Source organism: Vreelandella titanicae BH1, assembly GCF_000336575.1.
In the GTDB taxonomy this organism is placed as follows: Bacteria; Pseudomonadota; Gammaproteobacteria; order Pseudomonadales; family Halomonadaceae; genus Vreelandella; species Vreelandella titanicae.
In genome coordinates this window covers 115,711-137,908 of record NZ_AOPO01000010.1, presented here as the reverse complement: position 1 = coordinate 137,908, position 22,198 = coordinate 115,711, and the positions used below count along the sequence as shown (strand labels likewise).

19 protein-coding genes and 1 pseudogene are annotated in these 22,198 nt (G+C 54.6%); 14 read left to right on the top strand and 6 right to left on the bottom strand.

The features are described 5' to 3' along the window. Nucleotides 1-93: 93 nt before the first annotated feature. Nucleotides 94-3,079, top strand: a pseudogene (locus tag HALTITAN_RS26285) (TrlF family AAA-like ATPase). A 160-nt stretch (nt 3,080-3,239) separates the two neighbouring features. Here HALTITAN_RS26285 and HALTITAN_RS17165 read toward each other — a convergent pair. From HALTITAN_RS17165 to HALTITAN_RS17150, 4 genes are all read right to left on the bottom strand, one after another. Next, a complete protein-coding gene (locus HALTITAN_RS17165) occupies nt 3,240-3,800 on the bottom strand; it encodes a hypothetical protein (RefSeq protein ID WP_039859879.1) in 561 nt (186 codons plus the stop codon). After that, on the bottom strand, nt 3,797-4,180 hold the full coding sequence (locus tag HALTITAN_RS17160) for a VRR-NUC domain-containing protein (RefSeq protein ID WP_236614967.1): 384 nt from the start codon (nt 4,178-4,180) through the stop codon (nt 3,797-3,799). Before HALTITAN_RS17160 ends, HALTITAN_RS17165 begins: the two co-directional genes overlap by 4 nt. 135 nt (nt 4,181-4,315) lie before the next feature. After that, entirely contained in the window at nt 4,316-4,975 is a 660-nt protein-coding gene (locus HALTITAN_RS17155) for a metallophosphoesterase (RefSeq protein WP_039859876.1), read from the bottom strand. Between the two features lie 78 nt (nt 4,976-5,053). Beyond that, on the bottom strand, nt 5,054-5,359 hold the full coding sequence (locus tag HALTITAN_RS17150) for a hypothetical protein (RefSeq protein WP_039859874.1): 306 nt from the start codon (nt 5,357-5,359) through the stop codon (nt 5,054-5,056). Nucleotides 5,360-5,619: 260 nt separating this feature from the next. Between HALTITAN_RS17150 and HALTITAN_RS17145 the strand changes: the two genes are divergently transcribed. From HALTITAN_RS17145 to tal, 8 genes are all read left to right on the top strand, one after another. Next, nucleotides 5,620-6,123 carry a hypothetical protein gene (locus HALTITAN_RS17145; RefSeq protein ID WP_009287844.1) on the top strand — a complete coding sequence of 168 codons (504 nt, stop codon included), beginning with the start codon at nt 5,620-5,622 and terminating at the stop codon, nt 6,121-6,123. Between the two features lie 201 nt (nt 6,124-6,324). Beyond that, nucleotides 6,325-6,735, top strand: coding sequence for a hypothetical protein (locus HALTITAN_RS17140; RefSeq protein WP_039859872.1), 411 nt, complete (start codon nt 6,325-6,327; stop codon nt 6,733-6,735). Nucleotides 6,736-7,140: 405 nt separating this feature from the next. Next, complete coding sequence (locus tag HALTITAN_RS17135; protein ID WP_022523415.1) at nt 7,141-7,869, top strand: SDR family oxidoreductase; 729 nt, start codon at nt 7,141-7,143, stop codon at nt 7,867-7,869. Nucleotides 7,870-8,131: 262 nt separating this feature from the next. Then, nucleotides 8,132-9,070, top strand: coding sequence for an ABC transporter substrate-binding protein (locus HALTITAN_RS17130; RefSeq protein ID WP_009287843.1), 939 nt, complete (start codon nt 8,132-8,134; stop codon nt 9,068-9,070). Between the two features lie 62 nt (nt 9,071-9,132). After that, the gene (locus HALTITAN_RS17125) at nt 9,133-10,635 is read left to right on the top strand and encodes a sugar ABC transporter ATP-binding protein (RefSeq protein WP_039859871.1); all 1,503 of its coding nucleotides are present in this window, start codon (nt 9,133-9,135) and stop codon (nt 10,633-10,635) included. Next, nucleotides 10,632-11,612 (top strand): ABC transporter permease, encoded by a 981-nt coding sequence (locus HALTITAN_RS17120; protein WP_039859869.1) that lies wholly within the window; start codon nt 10,632-10,634, stop codon nt 11,610-11,612. Before HALTITAN_RS17125 ends, HALTITAN_RS17120 begins: the two co-directional genes overlap by 4 nt. Nucleotides 11,613-11,679: 67 nt before the next feature. Continuing rightward, the gene (locus tag HALTITAN_RS17115; protein ID WP_039859866.1) at nt 11,680-12,411 is read left to right on the top strand and encodes an SDR family oxidoreductase; all 732 of its coding nucleotides are present in this window, start codon (nt 11,680-11,682) and stop codon (nt 12,409-12,411) included. Nucleotides 12,412-12,605: 194 nt separating this feature from the next. Further along, nucleotides 12,606-13,559, top strand: a complete 954-nt coding sequence (tal, locus tag HALTITAN_RS17110; RefSeq protein ID WP_022523410.1) for a transaldolase — start codon at nt 12,606-12,608, stop codon at nt 13,557-13,559. Between the two features lie 131 nt (nt 13,560-13,690). On the opposite strand, the gene HALTITAN_RS17105 is transcribed toward tal, so the two are convergent. Beyond that, nucleotides 13,691-14,701, bottom strand: a complete 1,011-nt coding sequence (locus tag HALTITAN_RS17105; RefSeq protein ID WP_009287841.1) for a LacI family DNA-binding transcriptional regulator — start codon at nt 14,699-14,701, stop codon at nt 13,691-13,693. Nucleotides 14,702-16,003: 1,302 nt separating this feature from the next. Here HALTITAN_RS17105 and HALTITAN_RS17100 point away from each other — a divergent pair. The 5 genes from HALTITAN_RS17100 to HALTITAN_RS17080 are packed head-to-tail and all read left to right on the top strand — an operon-like array spanning nt 16,004 to nt 21,361. Continuing rightward, nucleotides 16,004-16,657 (top strand): peroxiredoxin, encoded by a 654-nt coding sequence (locus HALTITAN_RS17100; RefSeq protein ID WP_027959482.1) that lies wholly within the window; start codon nt 16,004-16,006, stop codon nt 16,655-16,657. Nucleotides 16,658-16,701: 44 nt separating this feature from the next. Continuing rightward, on the top strand, nt 16,702-17,610 hold the full coding sequence (locus HALTITAN_RS17095) for an MBL fold metallo-hydrolase (RefSeq protein ID WP_022523405.1): 909 nt from the start codon (nt 16,702-16,704) through the stop codon (nt 17,608-17,610). 45 nt (nt 17,611-17,655) lie between these two features. Beyond that, nucleotides 17,656-18,084, top strand: coding sequence for a protein tyrosine phosphatase family protein (locus tag HALTITAN_RS17090; RefSeq protein ID WP_039859863.1), 429 nt, complete (start codon nt 17,656-17,658; stop codon nt 18,082-18,084). A 53-nt stretch (nt 18,085-18,137) separates the two neighbouring features. Next, the gene (locus tag HALTITAN_RS17085; RefSeq protein ID WP_022523403.1) at nt 18,138-19,919 is read left to right on the top strand and encodes a SulP family inorganic anion transporter; all 1,782 of its coding nucleotides are present in this window, start codon (nt 18,138-18,140) and stop codon (nt 19,917-19,919) included. After that, nucleotides 19,895-21,361 carry a dihydrolipoyl dehydrogenase gene (locus HALTITAN_RS17080; protein ID WP_039859860.1) on the top strand — a complete coding sequence of 489 codons (1,467 nt, stop codon included), beginning with the start codon at nt 19,895-19,897 and terminating at the stop codon, nt 21,359-21,361. The genes HALTITAN_RS17085 and HALTITAN_RS17080 overlap by 25 nt, the downstream gene beginning before the upstream one ends. A gap of 105 nt (nt 21,362-21,466) precedes the next feature. Here the strand turns inward: HALTITAN_RS17080 and HALTITAN_RS17075 are convergent, their stop codons facing one another. Continuing rightward, nucleotides 21,467-22,078, bottom strand: coding sequence for a LysE family translocator (locus tag HALTITAN_RS17075; protein WP_009287840.1), 612 nt, complete (start codon nt 22,076-22,078; stop codon nt 21,467-21,469). Nucleotides 22,079-22,198 lie beyond the last annotated feature (120 nt).

Here is a 22,198-nt window from a genome sequence, read left to right as displayed (position 1 = left end):
ATTAGATTAGGTGGCAGCGTTGCTCACACCTTGATGCGGCATTAGGCCTTTCCTATTGAATCGGGTCGTGGTGACCTAAACAAGAATGATAATCTGGAGATAAAAGTGATCAATCGCGGTTCTGAATGGCATAGATGGGAGCCGCATATCCATGCGCCCGGCACTATCCTCAACAATCAGTTCGGTGTATCCGACCCCTGGAGCTCCTACCTCTCGACGCTCGAAGCTCTGACGCCGAAGGTCGAGGCGGTCGCGGTCACTGACTACTACGTTACCGACACATACGAGGAATTCCTTCAATATAAGGACGCAGGCCGATTGCCCGACGTGTCGCTAATCTTCCCTAACATCGAGCTTCGCCTCGACGTGGCAGCGAAAACGGGCTTCGTGAACGTCCATTTGTTGGTCAGCCCTGAAGACCCTGAACACCTCTCAGAGGTGAAGCGCATCCTGAAGCGCCTTCAATTCCATGCTTTTGGCGACCGCTTCGACTGCACGCGGGAGGAACTGATAAAGCTGGGCAAACATTCAGACACTACCATCACTGACGACGGCGCTGCGCTCCGACACGGCGCCACACAGTTCAAAGTCAACTTCGATCAATTGCGAAAGGTTATCGCCGAGAGCGAATGGGCGAAAAAGAACATTTTGATCGCTGTTGCTGGTGGTTCCAGTGACGGCACTTCCGGCGTCCGTCAGGCCGCAGACGCGACCGTGCGCCAGGAGATAGAGAAATTCGTCCACATCGTCTTCTCCAGCAACCCCGCACAGCGTGAATTCTGGATCGGCCAACGGAACGTCAGCGTCGAAGAACTGCGCTCGCGCTATGATGGGTGCAAGCCGTGTCTCCATGGCAGCGATTCCCACAACCAGGAGTCCGTTGGTCAGCCAGTCGACAATCGCTTCTCTTGGATCAAGGGTGCACTGACATTCGATGCCCTACGACAGGCCTGCATCGACCCGGAAGGCCGTGCCTATGTCGGCGAGAAACCGCCAAGCTCGGCCATGCCGTCGCAGGTCATCTCGCATGTTCACTTTGAGGACGCAGATTGGGCGACCACGCCCGATATTTCGCTCAATCCCGGGCTAGTCGCCATCATTGGCGCGCGGGGATCGGGCAAGACGGCGCTGGCCGATGTGATCGCCACCGGTTGCGATGCAATAACTCCAGCTGGCTGGGAGGCTGACGAGAACGTCAGCCCATCGTTCCTCACACGCGCACGCAAACTGATCGGGGACGCCTCCGCGACACTGACTTGGGGCGGCGGCGCGACGGAGACGCGTGCGCTTGATGGCCGTGACGCGAACGGCCATATGTCGTTCCCTCGTGCGAGATATCTTTCTCAGCAATTCGTTGAGGAGCTGTGCTCGGCCAAGGGTGTCTCCGATGGTCTCGTCGATGAGATCGAGCGGGTTATCTTCGATTCCCACTCGCAGGACGACCGCGAGTGGGCGCTTGACTTCACCGAGCTCCGCGAGCAACGAACCGCTCGCTTCCAGCAAGCCCGCGAGCGTGAGGCGGAGGCGATCGCCGACATCTCCGAAAGCATCGGTACCGAGCTCGAGAAAGAGAGCCTCGTTGCCAGCCTGAGCAAGCAGGTTGAGCAAAAGAAGAAGCTGATCGCCGGCTATACGGCTGATCAGGCTAAGCTGGTGGTCAAGGGTACCGAAGCACAGGTCGCAAGGCACACAGCTCAGCGAGGCGGCGCAGAAGCTAAGAACCAAAATACAAGCCTACAACAATCAGCGCCGAACCTACGTCGCTCTGCAGGACGAGGTTCGCAGTATGCGCGCCACCGGCGCGCCTGAAATGCTCCGTCAGATCCAGGCGCGACACAACAACAGTGGCCTAGCTGCCAATCAGTGGGACGAGTTCCTGCTGATCTACAAGGGCGATGTCGACACGAGCCTCACGGCCTACACCGCATGGGCCGACGGCGAGGTTCGCAAGCTCAACGGTGATCCGCCATCGACCGGCGATCCCAAAGTTGCCCTGATTGCCGATGACGCAGATCTCGCGATGCTTCCGCTTGCGCCGATCGTAGCGGAGATGGCACGACTTGAAGCGCTATTCGGCGCGGACAAGCTAGTTCGTGAGCAATACGCAGCGCTTACTAAGCGGATTGCGCAAGAGAATTCGGCGCTTCAGACCTTGGAAGCACGTCTCACTGACGCCAAGGGCGCTGCAGCGCGACGAAAGGACTTGCAGACTGAACGCGACGCCACCTATGGCCGCGTGTTCGAGGCCATAATAAACGAGCAAAACGAGCTGGCTGGCCTGTATGCACCGCTCATGGAGCGCCTTTCCTCATCATCGGGCACGCTCAAAAAGCTGAGTTTTTCAGTCCGCAGGATTGCCGATGTCCAGACCTGGGGCGCGTTTGCCGAAGAGGAACTCCTCGACCGGCGTAAGGCGGGCCCTTTTTACGGGCGCGGCTCGTTGATCGCGGCCGCGACGGAATCGCTCAAATCTGCATGGGAAACCGGCTCTGCCGCTGAGGTTCAGGCTGCAATGACGGCCTTTATGGGAAAATACCTGAAAGACCTCTTATCGCACGCGCCATTTTCCCCAGCGCAGCAAACTGAATTCCGCCCGTGGTCGAAGCGGTTCGCCCACTGGCTTTTCGGAACCGAACACATTGCCGTTCGCTACGAGATTTCCTACGACGGTGTCGACATCCGCAAGTTGTCCCCAGGCACGCGAGGGATCGTCCTGTTGCTGCTCTACCTCGCGCTCGACGATCCCGACGACAGACCGCTGATTATCGACCAGCCAGAGGAAAATCTTGATCCAAAGTCGGTCTTCGACGAGCTGGTGGCGCTGTTCATCGCGGCGAAGGCGAAACGCCAGGTGATCATGGTGACACACAACGCCAATCTCGTGATCAACACCGATGCGGATCAGATCATCGTTGCCGAAGCTGGCCCGCATCTCTCAGGTGGTCTGCCTCCGATCAGCTATGTATCTGGTGGGCTAGAGGACGCTGCGATCCGCAAGGTGGTTTGTGACATCCTTGAAGGTGGCGAAGCCGCTTTCCGGGAACGAGCGAGGCGGCTTCGCGTCCGTCTCGATCGATAGGTTGGACTATGATCGCAAGCCCGTCCGCGACAGATACAACATCGCGACTGTTCTTGGGGGCATGCAGCTTTTGGCCGAAAGCAGTACCTAATGCCCACTCCTCTAGAGCATTGAGATAGCTAAGCGCGTTGGTCATCATTTTTGGCCAACGCAATACAATCTATTCCTGCCCTACCTCCCCCACCGCCAACACCTGCAACAACCGCTTACGCGCACGCTTACCCGCCACCTGCAACGCCTCAACACTCTCAAAATGCCTCACTCTCTCGTTCATTCCCAACGCCCTGAGCAACACCTCCTGCCGCTCCACCATCTGCCTGGCAGTTACCATCCAAATGCTATGGCCCATCTTCTCCGGACGGATGCGGGCGGCCTGCATCAGCATCGCCGCAGCCTGGCGTTTGGGTAGTTGATCGAGCAGCACGCCGCAGGCTTTATGCCACTCGCTTTGGGGGTGGTACCGCAACGCGGCCGGCATGGCCTGGTCACTACGACCACCGCCTCCAGGTACTTCACCCGCCAAAGCCGTCACACTGAACGGCTGGTATCCAGGGTTCTCATGACGGTAATCAAGCTGCAGCTCCAGCATGGTGTCAATGATGCGGGACACGGCAGCATCACGCGCTCGTTCATCACTCTTCGCCGCCTCAACGACACGCCAGGGGTTTGCGACTCGTTTCCAATCATCAAACTGCATGCTGCTCCCCTTCTGCTGTGTCATTGCCCCTTCCTCCACTCCGTACCGCTTTCCAGCGCCAGCCGTTCGCCGGCTATTTGCGTGCGGGGCCAACTGGCGTATTCCCTGAGTACTGCTTTGGCCTCCTCGAGGCCCAGCGCCAGCACCGCGCAATAGCCTTCGTACTCGGTATCTTCCAACCACTTGAATTGGCTATCGGCTAACGGCGCATCCTTTGGCGGGGTGGCCTTGAATTCCAGGTACAGGCCAAACCAACCGCCGCGGGCCTGACGCACGGGAAGATCGCTAACACCTGCCTGTACGCCCTGGCGTTTGAGGTCGCTCGCAGTTTTCTTATTGCGATGGCCACCGTTGGGCACATGGAAGGTGGCGTCGAACAGCTCGCCGACCGGATGACCGCGCATTTTCTCGCAATACAGCCAACGGATCAGAACGGCTTGCTCCTGCCCTTCCCAATCAACGGGCTTTGCCCGGGGCGCGCCGCTTTTGGTCAGTGCGAGGACGGCGTAGCTTTTTGGCAGTGGTTTGCTGGCGCCAGCTCATACCAACACCTCCCGGGCATTGATCAACGTCAACCGGCCCGTATGAAAAGCACCGGTGTCGATATAGAACACATTACCTAGCCAAGTAGGTTGCTCAAGGATGGTGTGCCCGACCACTACGGCATCAATGCCAACTACTGGCGTCGTGTCCCTACTCTTTATGCGAGTCCGGCCCCATATCATTGCCACCTTGCCTACATCATTCGCCATCTCAACCTGCGACCAGTCCGCAGGCGGCTCGGCATGAACGATGCCAACCTGCTGCCCCAAAACATCTATCTGGCGGGCGTAAGGCAGATACTTCAGCGCCTCACGAAGAATTTGCCGGACTTCGATCATATTCTCAGTTATCGCCCAGGTGCCGCCGTTGATCATCCAAAGGTCTTCGGCGCTTCCCCCATTCTCAAGCGCATCAATGGCCAACATCTCGTGATTGCCACGCACGCCAAAAAACCAAGGCTCAAAGGCTAGCGATAAGCACTCGAAAGAATCCATCCCCCGGTCGATCAAGTCACCTACACAAAATAACCGATCCTTTGACTTATCGAAGTCAACGCGCGCCATGGACTCAAGCAGCAGGTCGTACTGCCCATGAATATCACCAATGATAAAATCTCTTCCATCCATGTTCTGGCCGTGCTTTTGAATCAAGCTCATAGCCCTAGCTCCTGATCGAGTTCCCAATCCATAGAACGGTGATAAATCACCTCCCAAACCCTTCCGCCTCTGAACTCTTCACGCCCTCCCCCCAGCGATCTGGTCGAGCATTCGTTGCTGGCGCTCCCAACGCTGGTAGTCAGCGACGACCCGTTCCAGCATGGCCCGCGCCGTGTCGTTATGATCCAGCTCGGCGCGGCTTTGGATGCGACACGAATGACGGATGAAATCAGCGCAATCCTCCAGGCTGTGGGTACCATCGGGCAATTGCCGATATTCAAGCGCTTTTGCCTGACGGCGGCGGCAATCGAGGTACAAACCAAATCGCACGTTTTGGCACAATAACGCGGCACGACGCGCCTGCTGCCCACCTTTCTCGGTCATGGAGTACCTCCGGCCACAAACATTAGGCGGTTTTTTAAAACCAGTCCTAAACTAGAAATGATCACTCCCTCCTTAACATTCTGTAACGGAGAGACACGATGAAATTTCAAAAAAGATGCCAAGCAGGAGAATGGGATCCACCGGGCCAAATCCCATGTGTTCCACCGATCAGGATTCCCAGACCAGAACCTCGTTTTCCTGATGATCCAGACTTTCCTGAAGACGAAGTCTGCATACGCTTCAAGTAGGGATTTAATGACATGAAAGATGTAAGCCTTCCCAGTATTCCTGAAAGGCACGACCCAATGTCGTTCGAGGAGGCTATTGATGGCACCTGTTACATGGTTAGGTATATGCAACTACAGCAAAGGCTTTTTAGCAGGATGGCCAACGTGTTCACGTTCACCAGTCTTTTTGGCGGTAGTGCTGCTTTTGCAGGAGTGATCACTGAGCACACGGTTTTGACCGCTACCAGTGGTGTCATTGTTGCAGTAAGTACCATGCTGGATTTTGTAATAGATCCCAAAAAGCACGCAGCTCAATGTCGCAAGGCAAGGAGACGCTTTCAGAGGCTCTACATGAAGAAAGCTGCTTACAGCTTTGAAGAATACGAATGTGAAACGTGCAGGATCGCTTTGATCGACTTCCCCGATATAGAAGGCCTTCGTAGGCCTGCTTTTAACGATACCTGTGTGCAGCTCGGGCGCACAAAAGGAGTGGTTGTTCTCAACAAGTGGGAACGCTTATTGAAGCTGATCACTTAGAGCTTGATTTAAAACGAACATTATCCTCCATCGCTTGGGGAGCATTGCATTACTTCCCATGTGATATTGGTGAATAGGCGGAGCCTTTATCATAGCAATTCCCAGAAATAGAAAGCCCAGCCTCAGGCCAAAGAAGAATTGAGCAAAGCCACCCAATATCGCTATATTGGTGGCTTCTAAACTAGGGATAAGGGGAAAGCGTTGGACAAGGCCGCCTACCACAAGCGTTGGGATCAGCTCGAGCAGATGCAGCGGGAATACAGCAACCTGCCAGAGTCGGGCGTCGAAAACCTCGAAGCACTGCACAAAATGCTGGTTAACACTTTCCGAGAGTTTGTCGTTGCTTGTTATTGCGACCACTGGCGTGACGCCTACCGGGGCGCTGCGTTTCCCCTCGACTCCGATCGAGATGTACTAATAGCCCGCGCCATCAAAGCTCACCACTGGACACCGGGGATTGCCACCAGCCTCTCCAGCTACGACCTTGCCCTTTCTCTCATTGATGAGCTGGCGACATTCACACTGACAGAAATGGCCGTTCACGTGTCGTATATGAACCTGCAGGCACTGCCCAAGGCAGATTACCAAGCACTCATTCAACCGCATGAATGACAGTTGATCTGCATCAGCCCCTCGGACGCTTGCTCGGGAATAGGAAGCCACGCCAGTGCCCGTTACAGTGGTAATTGCCGCACCACCCACCCATAGAAAAACATCGACATATGCTGATCAACGGCAACTGTCGGGTCATTGATTAGCTCCACCTCTTCAAAATACCAAAGCCTAGACATTGGTCTTAATCCCATTGATTCGTTTTCAAATAGAGAATAGCTTTAAAATGTTGACGTCAACATATAGAGTTTCAATCCACTCTCCATGCGCCTTGGAGATGAACCAGGGACGAGTAAGCACAAAAGTTGATCCTGCTCATCAGAGACACCTCGGGATCATTCACAAGCCACTCCAGAAACCAAACGGCCTCGCCAATCGAGGAACCTGAATATAGGAGATTATAAGATGACCAATGAACTCACTGGAAAAGTTGCTGCCGTTACTGGCGCAGCATCAGGCATCGGGCTTGCCACTACCAAGGCCATGATTGACGCTGGTGCCAAAGTGGTCATGATTGATAGAGATGAGGCTGCGCTGAAAACCATCTGTGAAGAACTTGGCGAAGCTGCATTTCCCCTAGTTATTGACCTACTTGACCCACAGGACTGCGACACTCTCCTCTCACAAATCTTAGAGAAGGCAGGACAGTTAGATATCTTTCATGCTAATGCCGGTAGTTATATCGGCGGCGATTTAATCGACACCTCCCCTGCCGCCATCGACAGAATGCTGAACCTCAATGTTAATGTGGTGATTAAAAATGTCCATAACGTCTTACCCTACATGATCGAACGTCGCACGGGCGATATTATGGTGACAAGCTCCGTTGCGGGGCACTTCCCGGTTCCCTGGGAGCCAGTCTATGCTTCCTCCAAGTGGGCCATCAACAGTTTCGTTCAGACTACTCGTCGTCAGATCAACAAGCACGGTATTCGCATGGCTTCGGTGTCTCCCGGGCCTGTAAATAGTGCATTGCTCGCCGATTGGCCAGAAGAAAATCTGCGCAAGGCAAAAGAATCCGGCAGCATTATCGAACCAACGGATGTATCTGATGCGATTATGTTCATGCTTACTCGCCCCCGAAATGTAACCATCCGAGACATGGTTGTTTTGCCTAGCAACTTTGATATGTAGGAAGTATTCAATCCAACAACTATTAAGGTGTTTCTTTAGCTTAATCAGATCAACCAGCCTTACAACCTCTTACAGTTTTGAATAAACACTTCGCATGAACGCTTTGATCATTTGTAAAATCTTAGAGGAATAGACATTGGTCGTATGACCGTTGACCAACCTCTAAAGGGCACATAGTCTTCAAATTGTTGACGTTAACATTAATGACTTTGTCGACATTGAAAAACCTTTAAGAGAAACAATAACAATCACGGAGTTAACAATGAAAATTAATAAGATCACCGCAAATTTTCGCAAAACGGCTCTTGTCGCCGCCTGCGCAGCCGCCTTTGTTGCAGGAACCGCAGCAGCCGATGAGCATACTCTGACAATCGGCATGTCCTTTCAGGAGCTCAACAACGAGTATTTTGTGACCATGCAGGAGGCACTCGAGACCGCCGCAGAGAGCCTGGGAGCTGAGGTGATTGTCACCGATGCACGCCACGATGTCTCCAAGCAGGTCAGCGACGTAGAGGACATGATCCAACGTGGCATCGATATCCTGCTGCTCAACCCTGCCGACTCCGTCGGGGTTGAAACGGCGGTGTTGTCTGCCCGAGAAGCAGGCGTCACCACGGTCGCGATCGATGCCCAGGCAGAGGGCCCAGTGGATGGCTTCGTGGGTTCCAAGAACTATGACGCCGGCTACTTAGCCTGCGAATATCTAGCCCAACAACTCGATGGTGAAGGTCAGGTAGCCCTACTGGATGGCATTCCGGTTGTGCCGATCCTGCAACGTATTGAAGGCTGCACCGACGCGCTTAATGAGTACGATGGCATCGAGATCGTAACCAAACAGAATGGCCGTCAGGAGCGTACCCATGCGATGACAGTCACCGAGAACATCATCCAGGCAAACCCGGATCTAAATGGTCTCTTCAGCGTCAACGATATCGGTGCGCTGGGCGCTCTGATAGCCATTGAGGCCAGTGGCCAGGACATCAAGCTGGTCAGCGTCGACGGCCATCCCGAGGCAGTAGCGGAGATCCAGAAGGCTGATTCCGCGTTCATCGCCACCTCAGCGCAATATCCCGCAGACATGGTGCGTGTAGGGCTCGGCCTGGCGCTAGCTAAGCACTGGGGTGCAGAAACTGCGCCCGCGGAAATTCCCATCGACGTACAACTGATCGACCGCGACAAGGCCGCTGACTTTAGCTGGTAACCCCTCCCACCGACGATGATGACGTGTGCTGCCCCCTACGGGCGGCGCACGAGGGTATCCCTATGACTCCATTACTTTCCCTGAGACACATCTCGAAGTCATTTCCCGGGGTGAGGGCCCTCACGGATGTATCGCTCGATGTCCATGCTGGCGAGGTGCATGCCCTGCTTGGCGAAAACGGGGCCGGCAAGTCGACTCTGATGAAAATTCTCTGCGGCATCTACCGACAAGATGAAGGTGAGATCAACATCAATGGCGAAGTATGCAATTTCCATGGCTACCAAGACGCCCTCAACGCGGGCATCGGTATCATCTTCCAGGAATTCAGCCTGATCCCCGACCTGGACGCCGTGGATAATATCTTCCTTGGGCGTGAATTGCGTAACAGATTCGGGCTGCGAGACCGGCGCAGCATGATCGCCGAGGCGCAGCACCTGCTAGACCGCCTCAAGGTCTCGATCCCCTTAGACCGCCCCATCGCCGACTTGAGTGTCGCCGACCAGCAGTTCATCGAGATCGCCAAGGCCCTGTCACTGAAAGCGCGCATCCTAATCCTCGACGAGCCGACAGCAACCCTCACGCCTAGCGAAGCAGATCACCTGTTCACCATCATGCGAAAACTGCGCGAGCAACAGGTCGGCATGGTATTCATATCACACCACATGGAAGAGATATTCACCATCTGTGATCGTGTCACCGTGATGCGTGACGGTGAGAAGGTCGACGACTGCGACGTCGTCTCGACTACCCCCGACGACCTAATCGAGAAAATGGTCGGCCGCCGTGTTGAGAATCTTTATCCCGAACAGCGTAGCGATGCCGATTATAACGATGTGGTATTAGACATTGAATCCCTGCGCCTTGACGTCAATGGCCCCGAACACTCATTGAAGCTCTACCGCGGCGAGATCCTGGGCTTTGCTGGCTTAGTGGGGTCGGGCCGCACAGAACTGGCTATGGGGCTGATCGGTGCGACGCGCCCCGTGCATGCCAAAATTCTTATGGAGGGCAAGCCAACTAAACTCCTACACCCCGCCACCGCCCTGAAGCAGGGGATCGGCCTTCTACCGGAAAGCCGAAAGATCCAGGGATTGATCCTGCCGTTCTCGTGTCGCGAAAACATCACCCTGAACAATCTGGCACAATTTCAGAGTGCTTTGCCATTGATCAAGCGCCGCCAAGAGTCCAGTACTGCCGCCGATCTGATGAAGGCAGTCCGTGTCAAGGCTCCCAGCCCCGAAACCCCAGTGGGCAATCTCAGCGGCGGCAACCAGCAGAAGGTTGTTATCGCCCGCTGGCTGGGCCACCAGTGTAAGGTGCTGATCTTCGATGAGCCCACCCGCGGCATTGACGTCGGCGCCAAGTCAGAGATCTACGCCTTAATGAAAGAGCTCACTGCCCGAGGCGTGTCGATCATCATGATTTCGTCCGAACTCCCGGAAATTCTTGGTCTATGCGATCGCGCAGCGGTCTTCTACCAGGGACAGATCGCCGCCGAACTGCAAGGCAACGATCTCAATTCACAATCCATCATGCATCACGCCACGGGGGGACTCAGCTCATGAGCCAGCTCGACTCAATACCCGGCAACACTCACCAGCTCCTCAAGATGCGGCTGGCCAGTTGGCGCCGTACTCCAATCTTCTACCCGCTGATCGGTTTCATCGTCGTTTTCATTGCCATGTCGACCATCAACGACAACTTTCTAACCATAAGCAACCAAGCCAATCTGGTGCGTCAGACCTCGATCATCGCCATCATAGCTGTGGGGATGAGCCTAGCTATTCTCACCGGCGGCATCGACCTCTCCGTGGGCCCGGTAATGGCCTTGTCGGGAACGGTAATGGCTGGGCTGATGGTGGCGGGGGTTCCTCCGTCGCTAGCCATCCTGCTAGGCGTATTGGTAGGTGCAGGCTTCGGAGCTTTCAATGGCTTTTTTGTTGCTTTTGCCGGCATGCCACCCATCATCGTCACTTTGGCCACTATGGGGATTGCCCGCGGGCTTGGCTTGATATACACCGGAGGCTACCCAATTTCCGGCCTCCCCCCGGAATTTGCCTTCTTTGGTCGTGGCAGCTTGGCCGGCATCGAAACCCCGATACTGATCATGATCAGCGTCTACGCACTCGGCTTTTTGCTGCTCCACCATACTGCGACCGGACGCTACCTGTATGCCATTGGCGGCAATGAGGAAGCGACTCGGCTATCCGGTATCCGAGTGTCCCGCTACAAGTTGCTGGTCTACACCCTGAGTGGCACGACTGCGGCCATTGCCGGGTTGATCTTGACCTCTCGGTTGATGAGCGGCCAACCCAACGCCGGGATCGGCTTCGAGCTCGACGCCATCGCCGCCGTAGTACTGGGCGGCGCCGCTATCACCGGTGGGCGAGGAATGATTTTAGGCACACTGGTAGGCGCCATGCTGCTTGGCGTGCTCAACAACGGTCTTAACCTGATGGGCGTGTCGCCCTACCTTCAAAACGTCATCAAGGGCCTGATCATCCTGCTGGCGATCTACATTAGCCGCAAGCGGACTCCCTGAGACCCTGCTCATGCCGATCATGCATCGGCTAAATGCCAATCACAAATCGAGCGAGTGACGCCACATCATGAACTTCGAACTCCACAACCAACGCATCCTCGTTACGGGAGCGACCAGCGGCATCGGCCTCGATATCGCGAGGTCTCTGGCTGAACTCGGTGCCGAACTGGTGCTGTTTGGTCGCAACCGGGATCAGCTAGCCAAACTCGAGAAAGAGCTGGGGGCACGCACCCTGGCCGTCGACATCACCGATGAGGCCGCAGTTGTCGCGGCCTTCGTCGAGATGCCCGTCCTCGATGGCCTGGTCAATTGTGCCGGTATCTCGATCCTCGACGACGTCTTGGATTTCAAGGCGAAGGATATCGAGAACATTATGAACACGAACGTCACTGCCAGTGCCGTGGTGGCACGGGAAGCGGCCCGCCACATGATCGCGCACGGCCGTCAGGGCAGCATTGTCAACGTCTCAAGCCAAGCATCCATGGCCGCTCTGCCCGGCCACCTAGGCTATTGCGCGTCTAAAGCAGCCATGGATGCCATGACTCGTGTGCTGTGCCTCGAGCTGGGTTCCAAAGGCATCCGCGTCAACAGTGTCAACCCGACGGTGACCCTGACCCCCATGGCCGAACGTGCCTGGGCCGATCCCGCCAAGCGCAACCCGATGCTGGCCGCCATTCCCCTAGGGCGCTTTGCCACTCCCAGGGAAGTCGCCCTTCCGGTTGCCTTTCTTCTCAGCCCGGCCGCGTCGATGATCAGCGGAGCCTGCCTGCCGGTCGATGGTGGTTTCACGTCTCACTAGCCCCTTGTGTTAGAAGGAACCTGACATGTATATCGGTGTGGATTGTGGTGCTCAGAGCCTCTTGACGAGAACCCCAAACCCGACCGCGTCGCTGCCTATGACCAGGCCTATGCCCGTTACTGTCAGGCCATTACGGCTGAACACCCATCCCTATGCCTTACATAACCGACCACTTATTTCGAGGAAGATACTTCATGACCCAACGACTCGACGCCCTTCGTCAGCACTCCATGGTGGTCGCAGACACCGGCGACCTTGACGCCATCAAACGCTATCAACCCCATGATGCCACTACCAATCCCTCGCTAATCCTCAAGGCTTTCGATCTGCCGGGCTACCAGGCACTGATCGATCAGGAACTCGCGGCGGTCAAGTCCACGGACAACGGCCGGCGAGAAGCGCATGCCGTAGATCGCCTTGCTGTGGCCATGGGCAGCGAGATCGCCAAGCTGGTGCCTGGCCGTGTTTCCACCGAGGTAGCCGCCAAGTTGTCCTTCGACACCCAGGCCAGCATACGCAAGGCCCATGAGCTGATCGAGCTCTACGAGCAACGCGGCGTGTCCAAGGATCGAGTGCTGATCAAGCTGGCATCAACCTGGGAAGGCATCTGCGCCGCCGAGGTGCTGGAGAAAGAGGGCATCAACTGCAATCTGACGCTGCTGTTCAGCGACGCCCAGGCCAAAGCTTGTTTCGATGCTGGCGTTTTCCTCGTCTCACCGTTCGTCGGCCGTGTCACTGACTGGTACAAAAAGGAGACTGGCCAGGATTTCCCCCCCGAGAACGACCCTGGAGTGCAATTCGTGCGCGGCGTCTGCGAACGGGTCAGCCAAGGCGGCTTCGACACCGTGGTGATGGGCGCGAGCTTTCGCACTGTCGACCAGGTGCTGGCGCTCGCCGGCTGCCCCCGACTAACCATCTCACCTACGCTGCTTGAGGAACTCGCTACCGCAACGGGCGCGGTGGAGCCCAAGGTGTTAATGACACGCAACGGTGGCCCTCGTCCTACCCCACTCTCAGAGTCCGCCTTCCGTTGGGATCACAACAAGGATGCCATGGCCAATGACAAACTGGCCGAGGGGATACGGCGCTTCGCCGATGATCAGGAACGCCTGGAGGAACTGATCGCCGACCGTTTGGCGACTCTCTAAGCTCGTAACCTGAACTGCAACTAGCCGCCGATTGGGAATCCTTACGCCAAGTCCGGCCAACCCGCTATGGGCCAACCGCGACCGCTTCGTGCTCTCCGAGGGTATGATGCAAGACGAAAGCTGATGACTAGTCAGTTACCGCCGGAGGATATAAGTGTGGCGGAGATCACGACCTCACGGCTGGCGGCCATGGGATCCTCAATCTGTTCAAAGAGTATGTGAAATGCCTCGTGCCCTAACCGGTAGGTGTCATGCGCAGCACAAGGCACTGACACCTCGAAGATATCAGCATAAGGCAAACGGTCGACCCCCAATACCATCACATCGTCCCGAGACACACGTGCATCATGCAGGGCACGCATGGCGCCCAAAGTAATCAGCTGATTGAACCCAAACACGGCTTCGGGGAGTTTTCCCTGACGTAGGTAATCGGCCATATCGCGATAGGCCGGTTGCAAGGTGTAGTCTCCGGGGCGCTGCTCCACCACTAAGGAGACGCCCGCCACGTCAAAGGCTGTCTTCAGGCCGATCAGCCGGTCTTGGGTGATCCGCGAGTCACGCGGCCCCGTCAACGCAAGCACCCGGCGGATGTCCTTCTTCACAAGCAGTTCACCAAGCAGACTCCCGGCAAGATGGTTGTCCAGTACCACACGGCTGAAGTCGGATACGTTCAAGGTACGATCCAGCATAACCACTGGTAAGCGGGTAGCACGCAAGCGATCAAGGTAAGCGGGGTGATAGGCGGCAGCGTCTGAGACGGGCGAAAGGATGATGCCGGCTACCTGATAGCTGAGCAGGGTTTCGATCGCCACTTCCTCGCGCTGTGGCGAGCCATCTGTATCAATCAGAATGATGGTGTAGTCACGCTCCTCGGCCGCACGAGAAACTGCCTTGATCACCTCGCTATAAAAGGGATTATCCACGCTTGCTGTGACTAGGCCAATCAGCCGGTTCTTACGACTCCGAAGATGGCTAGCGAAAGCATTAGGGACATACCCCAACTCCTTCGCAGCGGCTAGGATCTTCTCCCGAGTCGCTACTTTCACCTTGTCAGGATTATTCAAGGCACGCGACACCGTCATATTGGTCATGCCCACATGTTCGGCGATGTCGGTGATAGTAACCTTGTGGCGACTTACCATACTTTACTCTGTTGTGAATTTTGTCGTTTTGATATGCCCCTCGCTGCTCTACCCAACGAAGCAGCACCAGCGCCGTAAGGATACTACGCAAGGTCTGCTCACGAAAATGGAGATGATTTATGGATATAACCTACCAACAGGGATCCGAATCCTGAATAGTCTATTAACCTATGCCGGTTTTCAACACACCGAGGCTATGCTGCTACTTAATCTAACCAACTGATAATTTAATGTTTATTCGTTTGGTGCAACGTGACTCAATGGCATAAAAGGCACATAACGTGCTGTTACTCACGTCAGCAGAGGTGACGCGCTCAACTGTTCAGGAGCGCTCAATCGCCTCCCAAAATATCTATTCTCACCCCTGTCGACCTAAAACAGATTAATGAGGAGGAGATTGAAGGTGCAGAGTGATGACTTTATGACCGGTGAAGAGCTTGGCAATACGCTGCTGGCATCCATACGGCCAAATGAAGCAAGGCAAACCAGCTCGAGAGACACAAGTAGAAGTACTCAAGGCCGCAGAAATTCGCCATCGCATGGGGCTCTCTCAAGGAGAATTTGCTAAGCGCTGGACGTAAGCCCCAGTAGGCTTCGCGGCTGAGAACCACTGTGTGCCTACTGGAAATATACGTACACTGCTACAAGTAGCTGAAAAACATCCTGAAGCGCTGACTGACCTCCCTTAATGAAGCAGGAAAGCCTTACACCTAAGCCTGGTTCATCTATATAAACAGTTGAAATTTAGCTGCTGTTAAAAAAACCAAAAAATCACCCTCACGCCCAATGAGGCTCGCCCTACTTGTTGCTAAGTCACTGGCAGATATGGCCTCTGTTAACGTCTGATGATTTATCCCCGCCATGCCGACGCCTATCCGCTTCCTGTTCGGCTAGGTCCTCGTTGAGTCAGCGTTTTGCCTCAGGCTGCCTTTAGATATCCCTCGCGAGAGACTCCGCGCAATACTAAATTTCGCCACCTAGGGGTAGGAAGATAATCGTAAAATCCATACCAAAGCGTTTATCAAGCTAGTAGCGCCCTTATCAGGCGGATCAGATCCAGCGGATCATTAAGTCAACGATCCACCACGGCCCAGGAATGGTTCAGCGGTAAATGCGGTTCAGCCGTGCAAGTACCCCCAAGCTGACTTCGACAATCGGCGCGACTCACTTTCTCAGCGGCGATTAACGTAAATATGAGTACCACTCACCCTATCACCGCCATAATGCTGTACTATTACCTATTAATAACAAAATAATCTATTCTTATTCCTGAAATAAAAACTCACTTCTCAGGAGCTCGACATGTACAACGAAACTTCCCAACCAGTAATGCCACAAATTAACCGTCCAGCACCGGCTTTTACCGCGAAAACCACTCATGGTGAAAAGTCGCTCACTGACTATTTAGGTAAATGGCTGGTTTTATTCGCCCACCCGTCGGACTTTACCCCTGTATGCACCACGGAATTTTCGGCATTTGCGAATTACGAAGAACAGTTCAAAGAGGTCAACACGGAGTTGCTGGGCCTTTCCATCGATAGCATCCACTCACACATCGCCTGGACACGCAGCATTAAAGATAACTTCGGGGTTGAAATTACCTTCCCGATTATTGCTGATCTCAACATGAAAGTGGCAAATGCCTACGGAATGATTCAGCCAGGTGCCAGCGACACCGCTGCGGTTCGCGCTACTTTTGTGATTGACCCAGAGGGTGTACTGCGTGCCATGTTGTACTACCCGATGACCAACGGCCGCTCGGTGGAAGAAGTGCTTCGCCTGGTTAAGTCCTTACAAACAAGCGATGAGCATGGGGTGGCGACACCAGAAGCTTGGTTGCCCGGCCAGCCAGTCATCGTTCCACCGCCCCACACCTCGCAAGATGCGGAAGCCCGTCAATCAGAAGGCTATGAATACACCGACTGGTACTTCTGCAAAAAGACACTTGAATGCTGAAAGCTCCTCACCCTGATATCCCTCAATTCTTAGGAGGACTACGCATGAATACCTTTAAGCTTTCAAAGCACACTGGAACAGGCAAGCCCGATGTCGCCGGTTTTTTTGACCCACGTACCTTTAGCATCCAGTACGTGGTGAGCGACCCCGCTACCAAGCAGTGTGCGATTATCGACCCCGTATTGGATTTTGACGAAAAGTCCGGCGCAACCGCGACCCACTGCGCCGATGAACTGCTGACCTATATCGAAAAAGAGGGGCTGTCGGTGGTGTGGATTCTCGATACCCACCCACACGCCGACCACTTCTCTGCAGCACACTATTTGAAAGAAAAAACAGGTGCTCCCACGGCTATTGGGCAGCATGTCACCAAAGTGCAGACACTTTGGAAGGAGATCTATCACTGGCCAGAAATGCCTACCGATGGCAGCCAGTGGGATACACTGTTTAGTGAAGGCGCCACCTTTAACATCGGTGAACTTAATGCTCGCGTACTTTACTCGCCCGGCCATACGCTGGCCTCGATTACCTATGTGATTGGCGATACGGCCTTCGTGCACGACACTCTATTCCAGCCAGACTTTGGTACCGCTCGGGCGGATTTCCCCGGTGGAGATGCCAAAGAACTGTGGCACTCCATTCAACAGATTCTATCGCTGCCCGCTAACACCCGGCTGTTTACCGGGCACGACTATATGCCCGATGACCGCGAGCCCCAGTGGGAAAGCACGGTCGCTGAGCAGCGTAAACATAACCCACACTTAGTCAACATGAGTGAAACGGGTTACCTCTCTCTACGCCACAAGCGCGATAGTGAATTGCCCATGCCCAAACTGATTTTGCACGCCCTACAGGTCAACACGCGTGGTGGAAGACTGCCGGAGCCTGAAGCTAATGGTAAGCGCTACCTAAAAATTCCTCTGGATGCCCTTGAAGGCGCCGCTTGGGATTAATAAGCCACTAATTTTCAGAACCTCTACGATAGAAGGAGCATGACCATGCAAACGCAGCCTTTAGAGACCGATGTCGAGATTACCTCGGCGCTAACGGTAGAAGAGCTTGAGCAAGTAAAAGCAAAAGGCTTCAAGACGGTTATTTGTAACTGCAAGCCTGGAGAAAGCGCTGAGTTTACGGGTGAAGACGCCTACCGTCGAAAAGCAGCAGACATTGGCCTTCAGTGGGTGCACATTCCTGTCACACCCGGTGACTATAGCCAAGCGGATATTGCCGCCTTTGCTGAGGCGTTACAGCAACTTCCCCGGCCTATTTTGGCTTTCTGCCGCACCGGTAAGCGGGCTACCCATCTATGGGCCTACGCTAAGCGTCAAACGGAGCAGTGCGACCTGGCTGAACTATTTGACGCTGCAAAAGCAGCAGGCTTCGATTTGGAAGAGCACCGACAAGGGCTCGAAGATCAACAAACCTAACAGTGCGACGACATTAGTCGTGATTACGCCATATCAGCAGGCGAGTACGTCACATGAGCATTGAGCGTTGGGTGCCACTGTTCGGCTGGCTACGCAGCTATAACCGGAAGCTACTCTCTCGGGATGCTCTGGCTGCGATAATTGTTACGCTAATGCTGGTGCCGCAGGCGCTGGCCTACGCTCTTTTGGCGGGGCTACCGCCGGAAATGGGCCTCTATGCCAGCATGCTGCCACTGGTTCTGTATGCCATTTTTGGTACCAGCGCTAGCTTAGCGGTGGGGCCTGTCGCCGTAGCGGCACTAATGACCGCTTCGGCGCTGAGTAATTTTGCTTCCCCTGGCAGCCCGGAATACATTGGGGCAGCGTTGGTGTTGGCGGCGCTTTCAGGTCTGATATTGATCGCCATGGGTGTGCTGCGGCTGGGTTTTTTAGTTAATTTCTTGAGCCATCCGGTAATTTCGGGATTTATAACGGCTTCGGGCATACTGATTGCGATTAGCCAGCTTAGACATATACTCGGCGTAGAAGCATCTGGCCATAACGTCATTGACCTTATAGGGGCGCTACTGAGCCAGTGGCAGCAGGTCAATATAACGACACTGCTGATCGGACTAGGAGTGTGGAGCTTTCTGCTAATGTGCCGCAAGCGGTTAAATACGTGGCTGACGGCTATCGGCGTTTCTGCCAGCATTGCCGGGCTCATCGTGAAAGCCGCTCCGATCTCGGCGGTGATTGTCACCACATTTCTGGCCTGGGGGCTAAACCTAGAGCAGCGTGGAGTAGCACTAGTTGGTGCGGTACCCAGCGGTCTACCTGCCCTTGCACTGCCCAACCTGGATCAATCGCTGTGGCTTAGCCTATTACCCGCAGCACTGCTGATTAGCCTGGTGGGCTTTGTGGAATCGGTATCGGTGGCGCAAACACTGGCTGCCAAGCGCCGCCAGCGTATAGATCCTAATCAAGAGTTAATGGCACTAGGCATGGCTAATCTGGGCGCTGGTATCAGCGGCGGCTCGCCGGTGTCTGGCGGTTTTTCCCGCTCGGTAGTCAACTTTGAAGCAGGCGCGGCAACACCGCTGGCCGGAGCATTCACGGCGCTGGGCATTATGCTTTCCACACTACTGCTAACCGACCTACTGGCATTCTTACCCACAGCGACCCTGGCAGCTACCATTATTGTGGCGGTCGGCACGCTGATTGACCTACCGGCGGTGAAACGTACTTGGCAATACTCCCGTAGCGATGGCTTGGCCATGGTGGCCACCCTACTGCTCACTCTGCTGCACAGCGTGGAGCTAGGCATTATAAGCGGCGTAGTGCTCTCGCTTGGGCTGCATCTATACCGTACCAGCCAGCCCCACAGCGCGGTGATTGGCCGCGTGCCGGGCACCGAGCACTTTCGTAACGTCAAGCGCCATCAGGTCGAAACCGATGAGAACGTTGCGATGCTGCGCATCGATGAAAGCCTATACTTCGCCAATGCCCGTTATTTGGAAGACACCGTCATGGCCTTGGCCGCCCGCTCACCCTCGCTTAAGCATATTGTGCTGACTTGCCAAGCAGTTAACGTGATTGATGCGTCTGCGCTCGAAAGCCTAGAGGCGATCAACGCGCGACTAAACGATTCAGGTGCCAAGCTGCACCTAGCGGAAGTAAAAGGGCCAGTGATGGATCGGTTACAACACACTGACTTCTGTCGCGAGCTAACCGGGCAGGTGTTTTTTACGACTTTTGATGCTTGGCAGGCACTGGCCCATCCCGCCGAAGCCAACTCACCACTCTTGCCAACACAACGAGAGGAGACAACGTCATGCAACAGCGACACGCCAAGATAGCCATTATTGGTGCAGGTAGCGCTGGCCTTAGCGCGTGGCACGCTGCACGCAAGCATACCGACGAGGTAGTACTAATAGAAGCAGGAACCTATGGCACGACCTGCGCCCGAGTGGGTTGCATGCCCTCTAAGCTACTCATCGCCGCTGCCAATGCAGCACACAATGCGCGCAAAGCGGAGATGTTTGGTGTCACTGCCAATCAGGTAGTGATCGATGGCGAAGCTGTTATGGCAAGAGTCAAACATGAGCGCGATCGCTTCGTCAGTAATGTACTGAAATCGATGAAAACGATTCCTGAATCCAACCTGCTGAGTGGCCACGCGCGTTTTATTGATCCACATACATTGGTCATAGATGAGCATACCCGGCTTACCGCCGAGGCCATCATCATTGCCACGGGTTCGCGGCCCACATGGCCAAAGCTGCTGGAAGGCGCTGGCGATCGGTTAATCATTAATGATGACGTGTTCAACTGGGAAACGTTGCCTGCATCAGTCGCTGTGATCGGTCCTGGCGTTATTGGCATGGAGCTTGGTCAAGCGCTTAGCCGATTAGGTGTGAGAACTCGTACGTTTGGCGTGGGGGGTGCGATTGGGCCTTTTCAATCTGAAAAACTCCGGCAACTGGCGGACGAGACATTCAATCGCGAGCTGTATCTGGATCCTGATGCCAATCTCGACAAGATTGAACATACCGATAACGCCGTTGCCATTACGTTTTTCGAACGTGACCGGGGGCAAAAACTCACCGAAACATTCGAGTATGTCCTGGCCGCAACAGGGCGTCGGCCCAACGTGGATCAGCTAGCCATCGAGCAGGCCGGACTCAAGCTGAATAAACACGGCGTACCTGAATTTAATCGCTTTACTTTGCAATGCCTAAGTACACAAAACACACCAAGCCATATTTTTATCGCAGGTGATGCAAATCAGTCGGTACCGCTACTGCACGAAGCCATCACAGAAGGCAAAATCGCAGGACGAAATGCCGCTCATTTGGATGATGTGCAAGTGGGTCAGCGTAACGTCCCCCTGGCGATTGTATTTACCGAACCCCAGATGGCAATTGTGGGTGAGAGTCGCGCTACGTTAGACACTCGTTATGGCGGCTGCGGCTGCATAGCTGAAGGCGGAGTTTCCTTTGCTGATCAAGGCCGTGCACTGGTCATGGGGGAACATAAAGGTTATTTCGAGCTATATGCGGAGCACGGCAGCGGACAGTTTTTAGGCGCGGAGCTATTCGGGCCCCAGGTTGAGCACATAGCCCATTTGCTTGCCTGGGCACTGGAGCAAAAGCTAACCGTCAGCCAGATGCTCGCTATGCCCTTTTACCATCCGGTACTTGAAGAGGGTTTAAGGTCAGGGTTGCGCGATTTACAGGCAAATCTCCAACAAGGGCCTGCCATTACTGAGCACTGTATGGAGTGTGGCCCAGGCGATTAAGGAAATGACTAAAATAACTAACCTCCCTCCCTAATCAGCCTCATTCATCTTGGCGGCCAAGTCCTGCGTCTGCTTGCGGGGCTTTATTACACTAGGATAGCAATTTTAAGCGGCTAACCGCAGCGCAAAGCCAATAAGCAGCGTTCCAAACACCCATCGCTGAAATATTTGCCGTTTCTGCTGGCTGGCAAACCAGCGTTGCATCTGCGCTCCCAGGCAAGCATATAGCACATCATAGAGCAGCCCCACCCCCACTAGCACCGCCCCCAGTAAAGTGAACTGAAGTGCGACGGCACCTTGCTGGGTATGTATAAATTGGGGCAGTAACACCGAACAAAAAAGCAGCGATTTCGGGTTCAGCAAATTAGTTAGAAGCCCTCGACGCCAAGCTAGATAATAGCTGCCTTTGAGTGATGCTTGGTGATGATTACTATCAGAGCTATGCCGACTACGGATAAGTTGCACACTTACCCAAACCAGGTAAGCTGCGCCCAAGTAACGAACCACATCAAATAGCCACGGGGCGGCGGTAAATAGCGCCGCTAGACCCAACCCTGCTAATGCCACATGCAGCCCTCGGGCTATGCCTAGCCCTAGCGCTGTGGCTAGCCCATGACCACGCCCCTGAGAGCTACTGGTATGCAACACAAGCAACATATCGGGACCAGGAATTAGGTAAACAATGGCTAATGCACTAATAAAAAGACCAATTTCCATCGCTGCTTCCTTAAGGTCACAAATAGTGTCTTCGCAAGCGCTATGGCACCTTTAAAGAGATGAGCGTTTTCTTGCCATTTTGACTTTAAAAATGATATTTATTGGTATTTTGTGTCAATT

Excerpts from the sequence above, each read along its gene's own strand:
- HALTITAN_RS17085 (WP_022523403.1), top strand. The coding sequence starts at position 18,138 with ATGAGCATTGAGCGTTGGGTGCCACTGTTCGGCTGGCTACGCAGCTAT.
- HALTITAN_RS17090 (WP_039859863.1), top strand. The coding sequence starts at position 17,656 with ATGCAAACGCAGCCTTTAGAGACCGATGTCGAGATTACCTCGGCGCTA.
- HALTITAN_RS17120 (WP_039859869.1), top strand. The coding sequence starts at position 10,632 with ATGAGCCAGCTCGACTCAATACCCGGCAACACTCACCAGCTCCTCAAG.
- HALTITAN_RS17125 (WP_039859871.1), top strand. The coding sequence starts at position 9,133 with ATGACTCCATTACTTTCCCTGAGACACATCTCGAAGTCATTTCCCGGG.
- tal (WP_022523410.1), top strand. The coding sequence starts at position 12,606 with ATGACCCAACGACTCGACGCCCTTCGTCAGCACTCCATGGTGGTCGCA.
- HALTITAN_RS17100 (WP_027959482.1), top strand. The coding sequence starts at position 16,004 with ATGTACAACGAAACTTCCCAACCAGTAATGCCACAAATTAACCGTCCA.
- HALTITAN_RS17130 (WP_009287843.1), top strand. The coding sequence starts at position 8,132 with ATGAAAATTAATAAGATCACCGCAAATTTTCGCAAAACGGCTCTTGTC.
- HALTITAN_RS17150 (WP_039859874.1), bottom strand. The coding sequence starts at position 5,359 with ATGACCGAGAAAGGTGGGCAGCAGGCGCGTCGTGCCGCGTTATTGTGC.
- HALTITAN_RS17145 (WP_009287844.1), top strand. The coding sequence starts at position 5,620 with ATGAAAGATGTAAGCCTTCCCAGTATTCCTGAAAGGCACGACCCAATG.
- HALTITAN_RS17155 (WP_039859876.1), bottom strand. The coding sequence starts at position 4,975 with ATGAGCTTGATTCAAAAGCACGGCCAGAACATGGATGGAAGAGATTTT.
- HALTITAN_RS17135 (WP_022523415.1), top strand. The coding sequence starts at position 7,141 with ATGACCAATGAACTCACTGGAAAAGTTGCTGCCGTTACTGGCGCAGCA.
- HALTITAN_RS17080 (WP_039859860.1), top strand. The coding sequence starts at position 19,895 with ATGCAACAGCGACACGCCAAGATAGCCATTATTGGTGCAGGTAGCGCT.
- HALTITAN_RS17105 (WP_009287841.1), bottom strand. The coding sequence starts at position 14,701 with ATGGTAAGTCGCCACAAGGTTACTATCACCGACATCGCCGAACATGTG.
- HALTITAN_RS17115 (WP_039859866.1), top strand. The coding sequence starts at position 11,680 with ATGAACTTCGAACTCCACAACCAACGCATCCTCGTTACGGGAGCGACC.
- HALTITAN_RS17165 (WP_039859879.1), bottom strand. The coding sequence starts at position 3,800 with ATGACACAGCAGAAGGGGAGCAGCATGCAGTTTGATGATTGGAAACGA.
- HALTITAN_RS17075 (WP_009287840.1), bottom strand. The coding sequence starts at position 22,078 with ATGGAAATTGGTCTTTTTATTAGTGCATTAGCCATTGTTTACCTAATT.
- HALTITAN_RS17160 (WP_236614967.1), bottom strand. The coding sequence starts at position 4,180 with ATGCGCGGTCATCCGGTCGGCGAGCTGTTCGACGCCACCTTCCATGTG.
- HALTITAN_RS17095 (WP_022523405.1), top strand. The coding sequence starts at position 16,702 with ATGAATACCTTTAAGCTTTCAAAGCACACTGGAACAGGCAAGCCCGAT.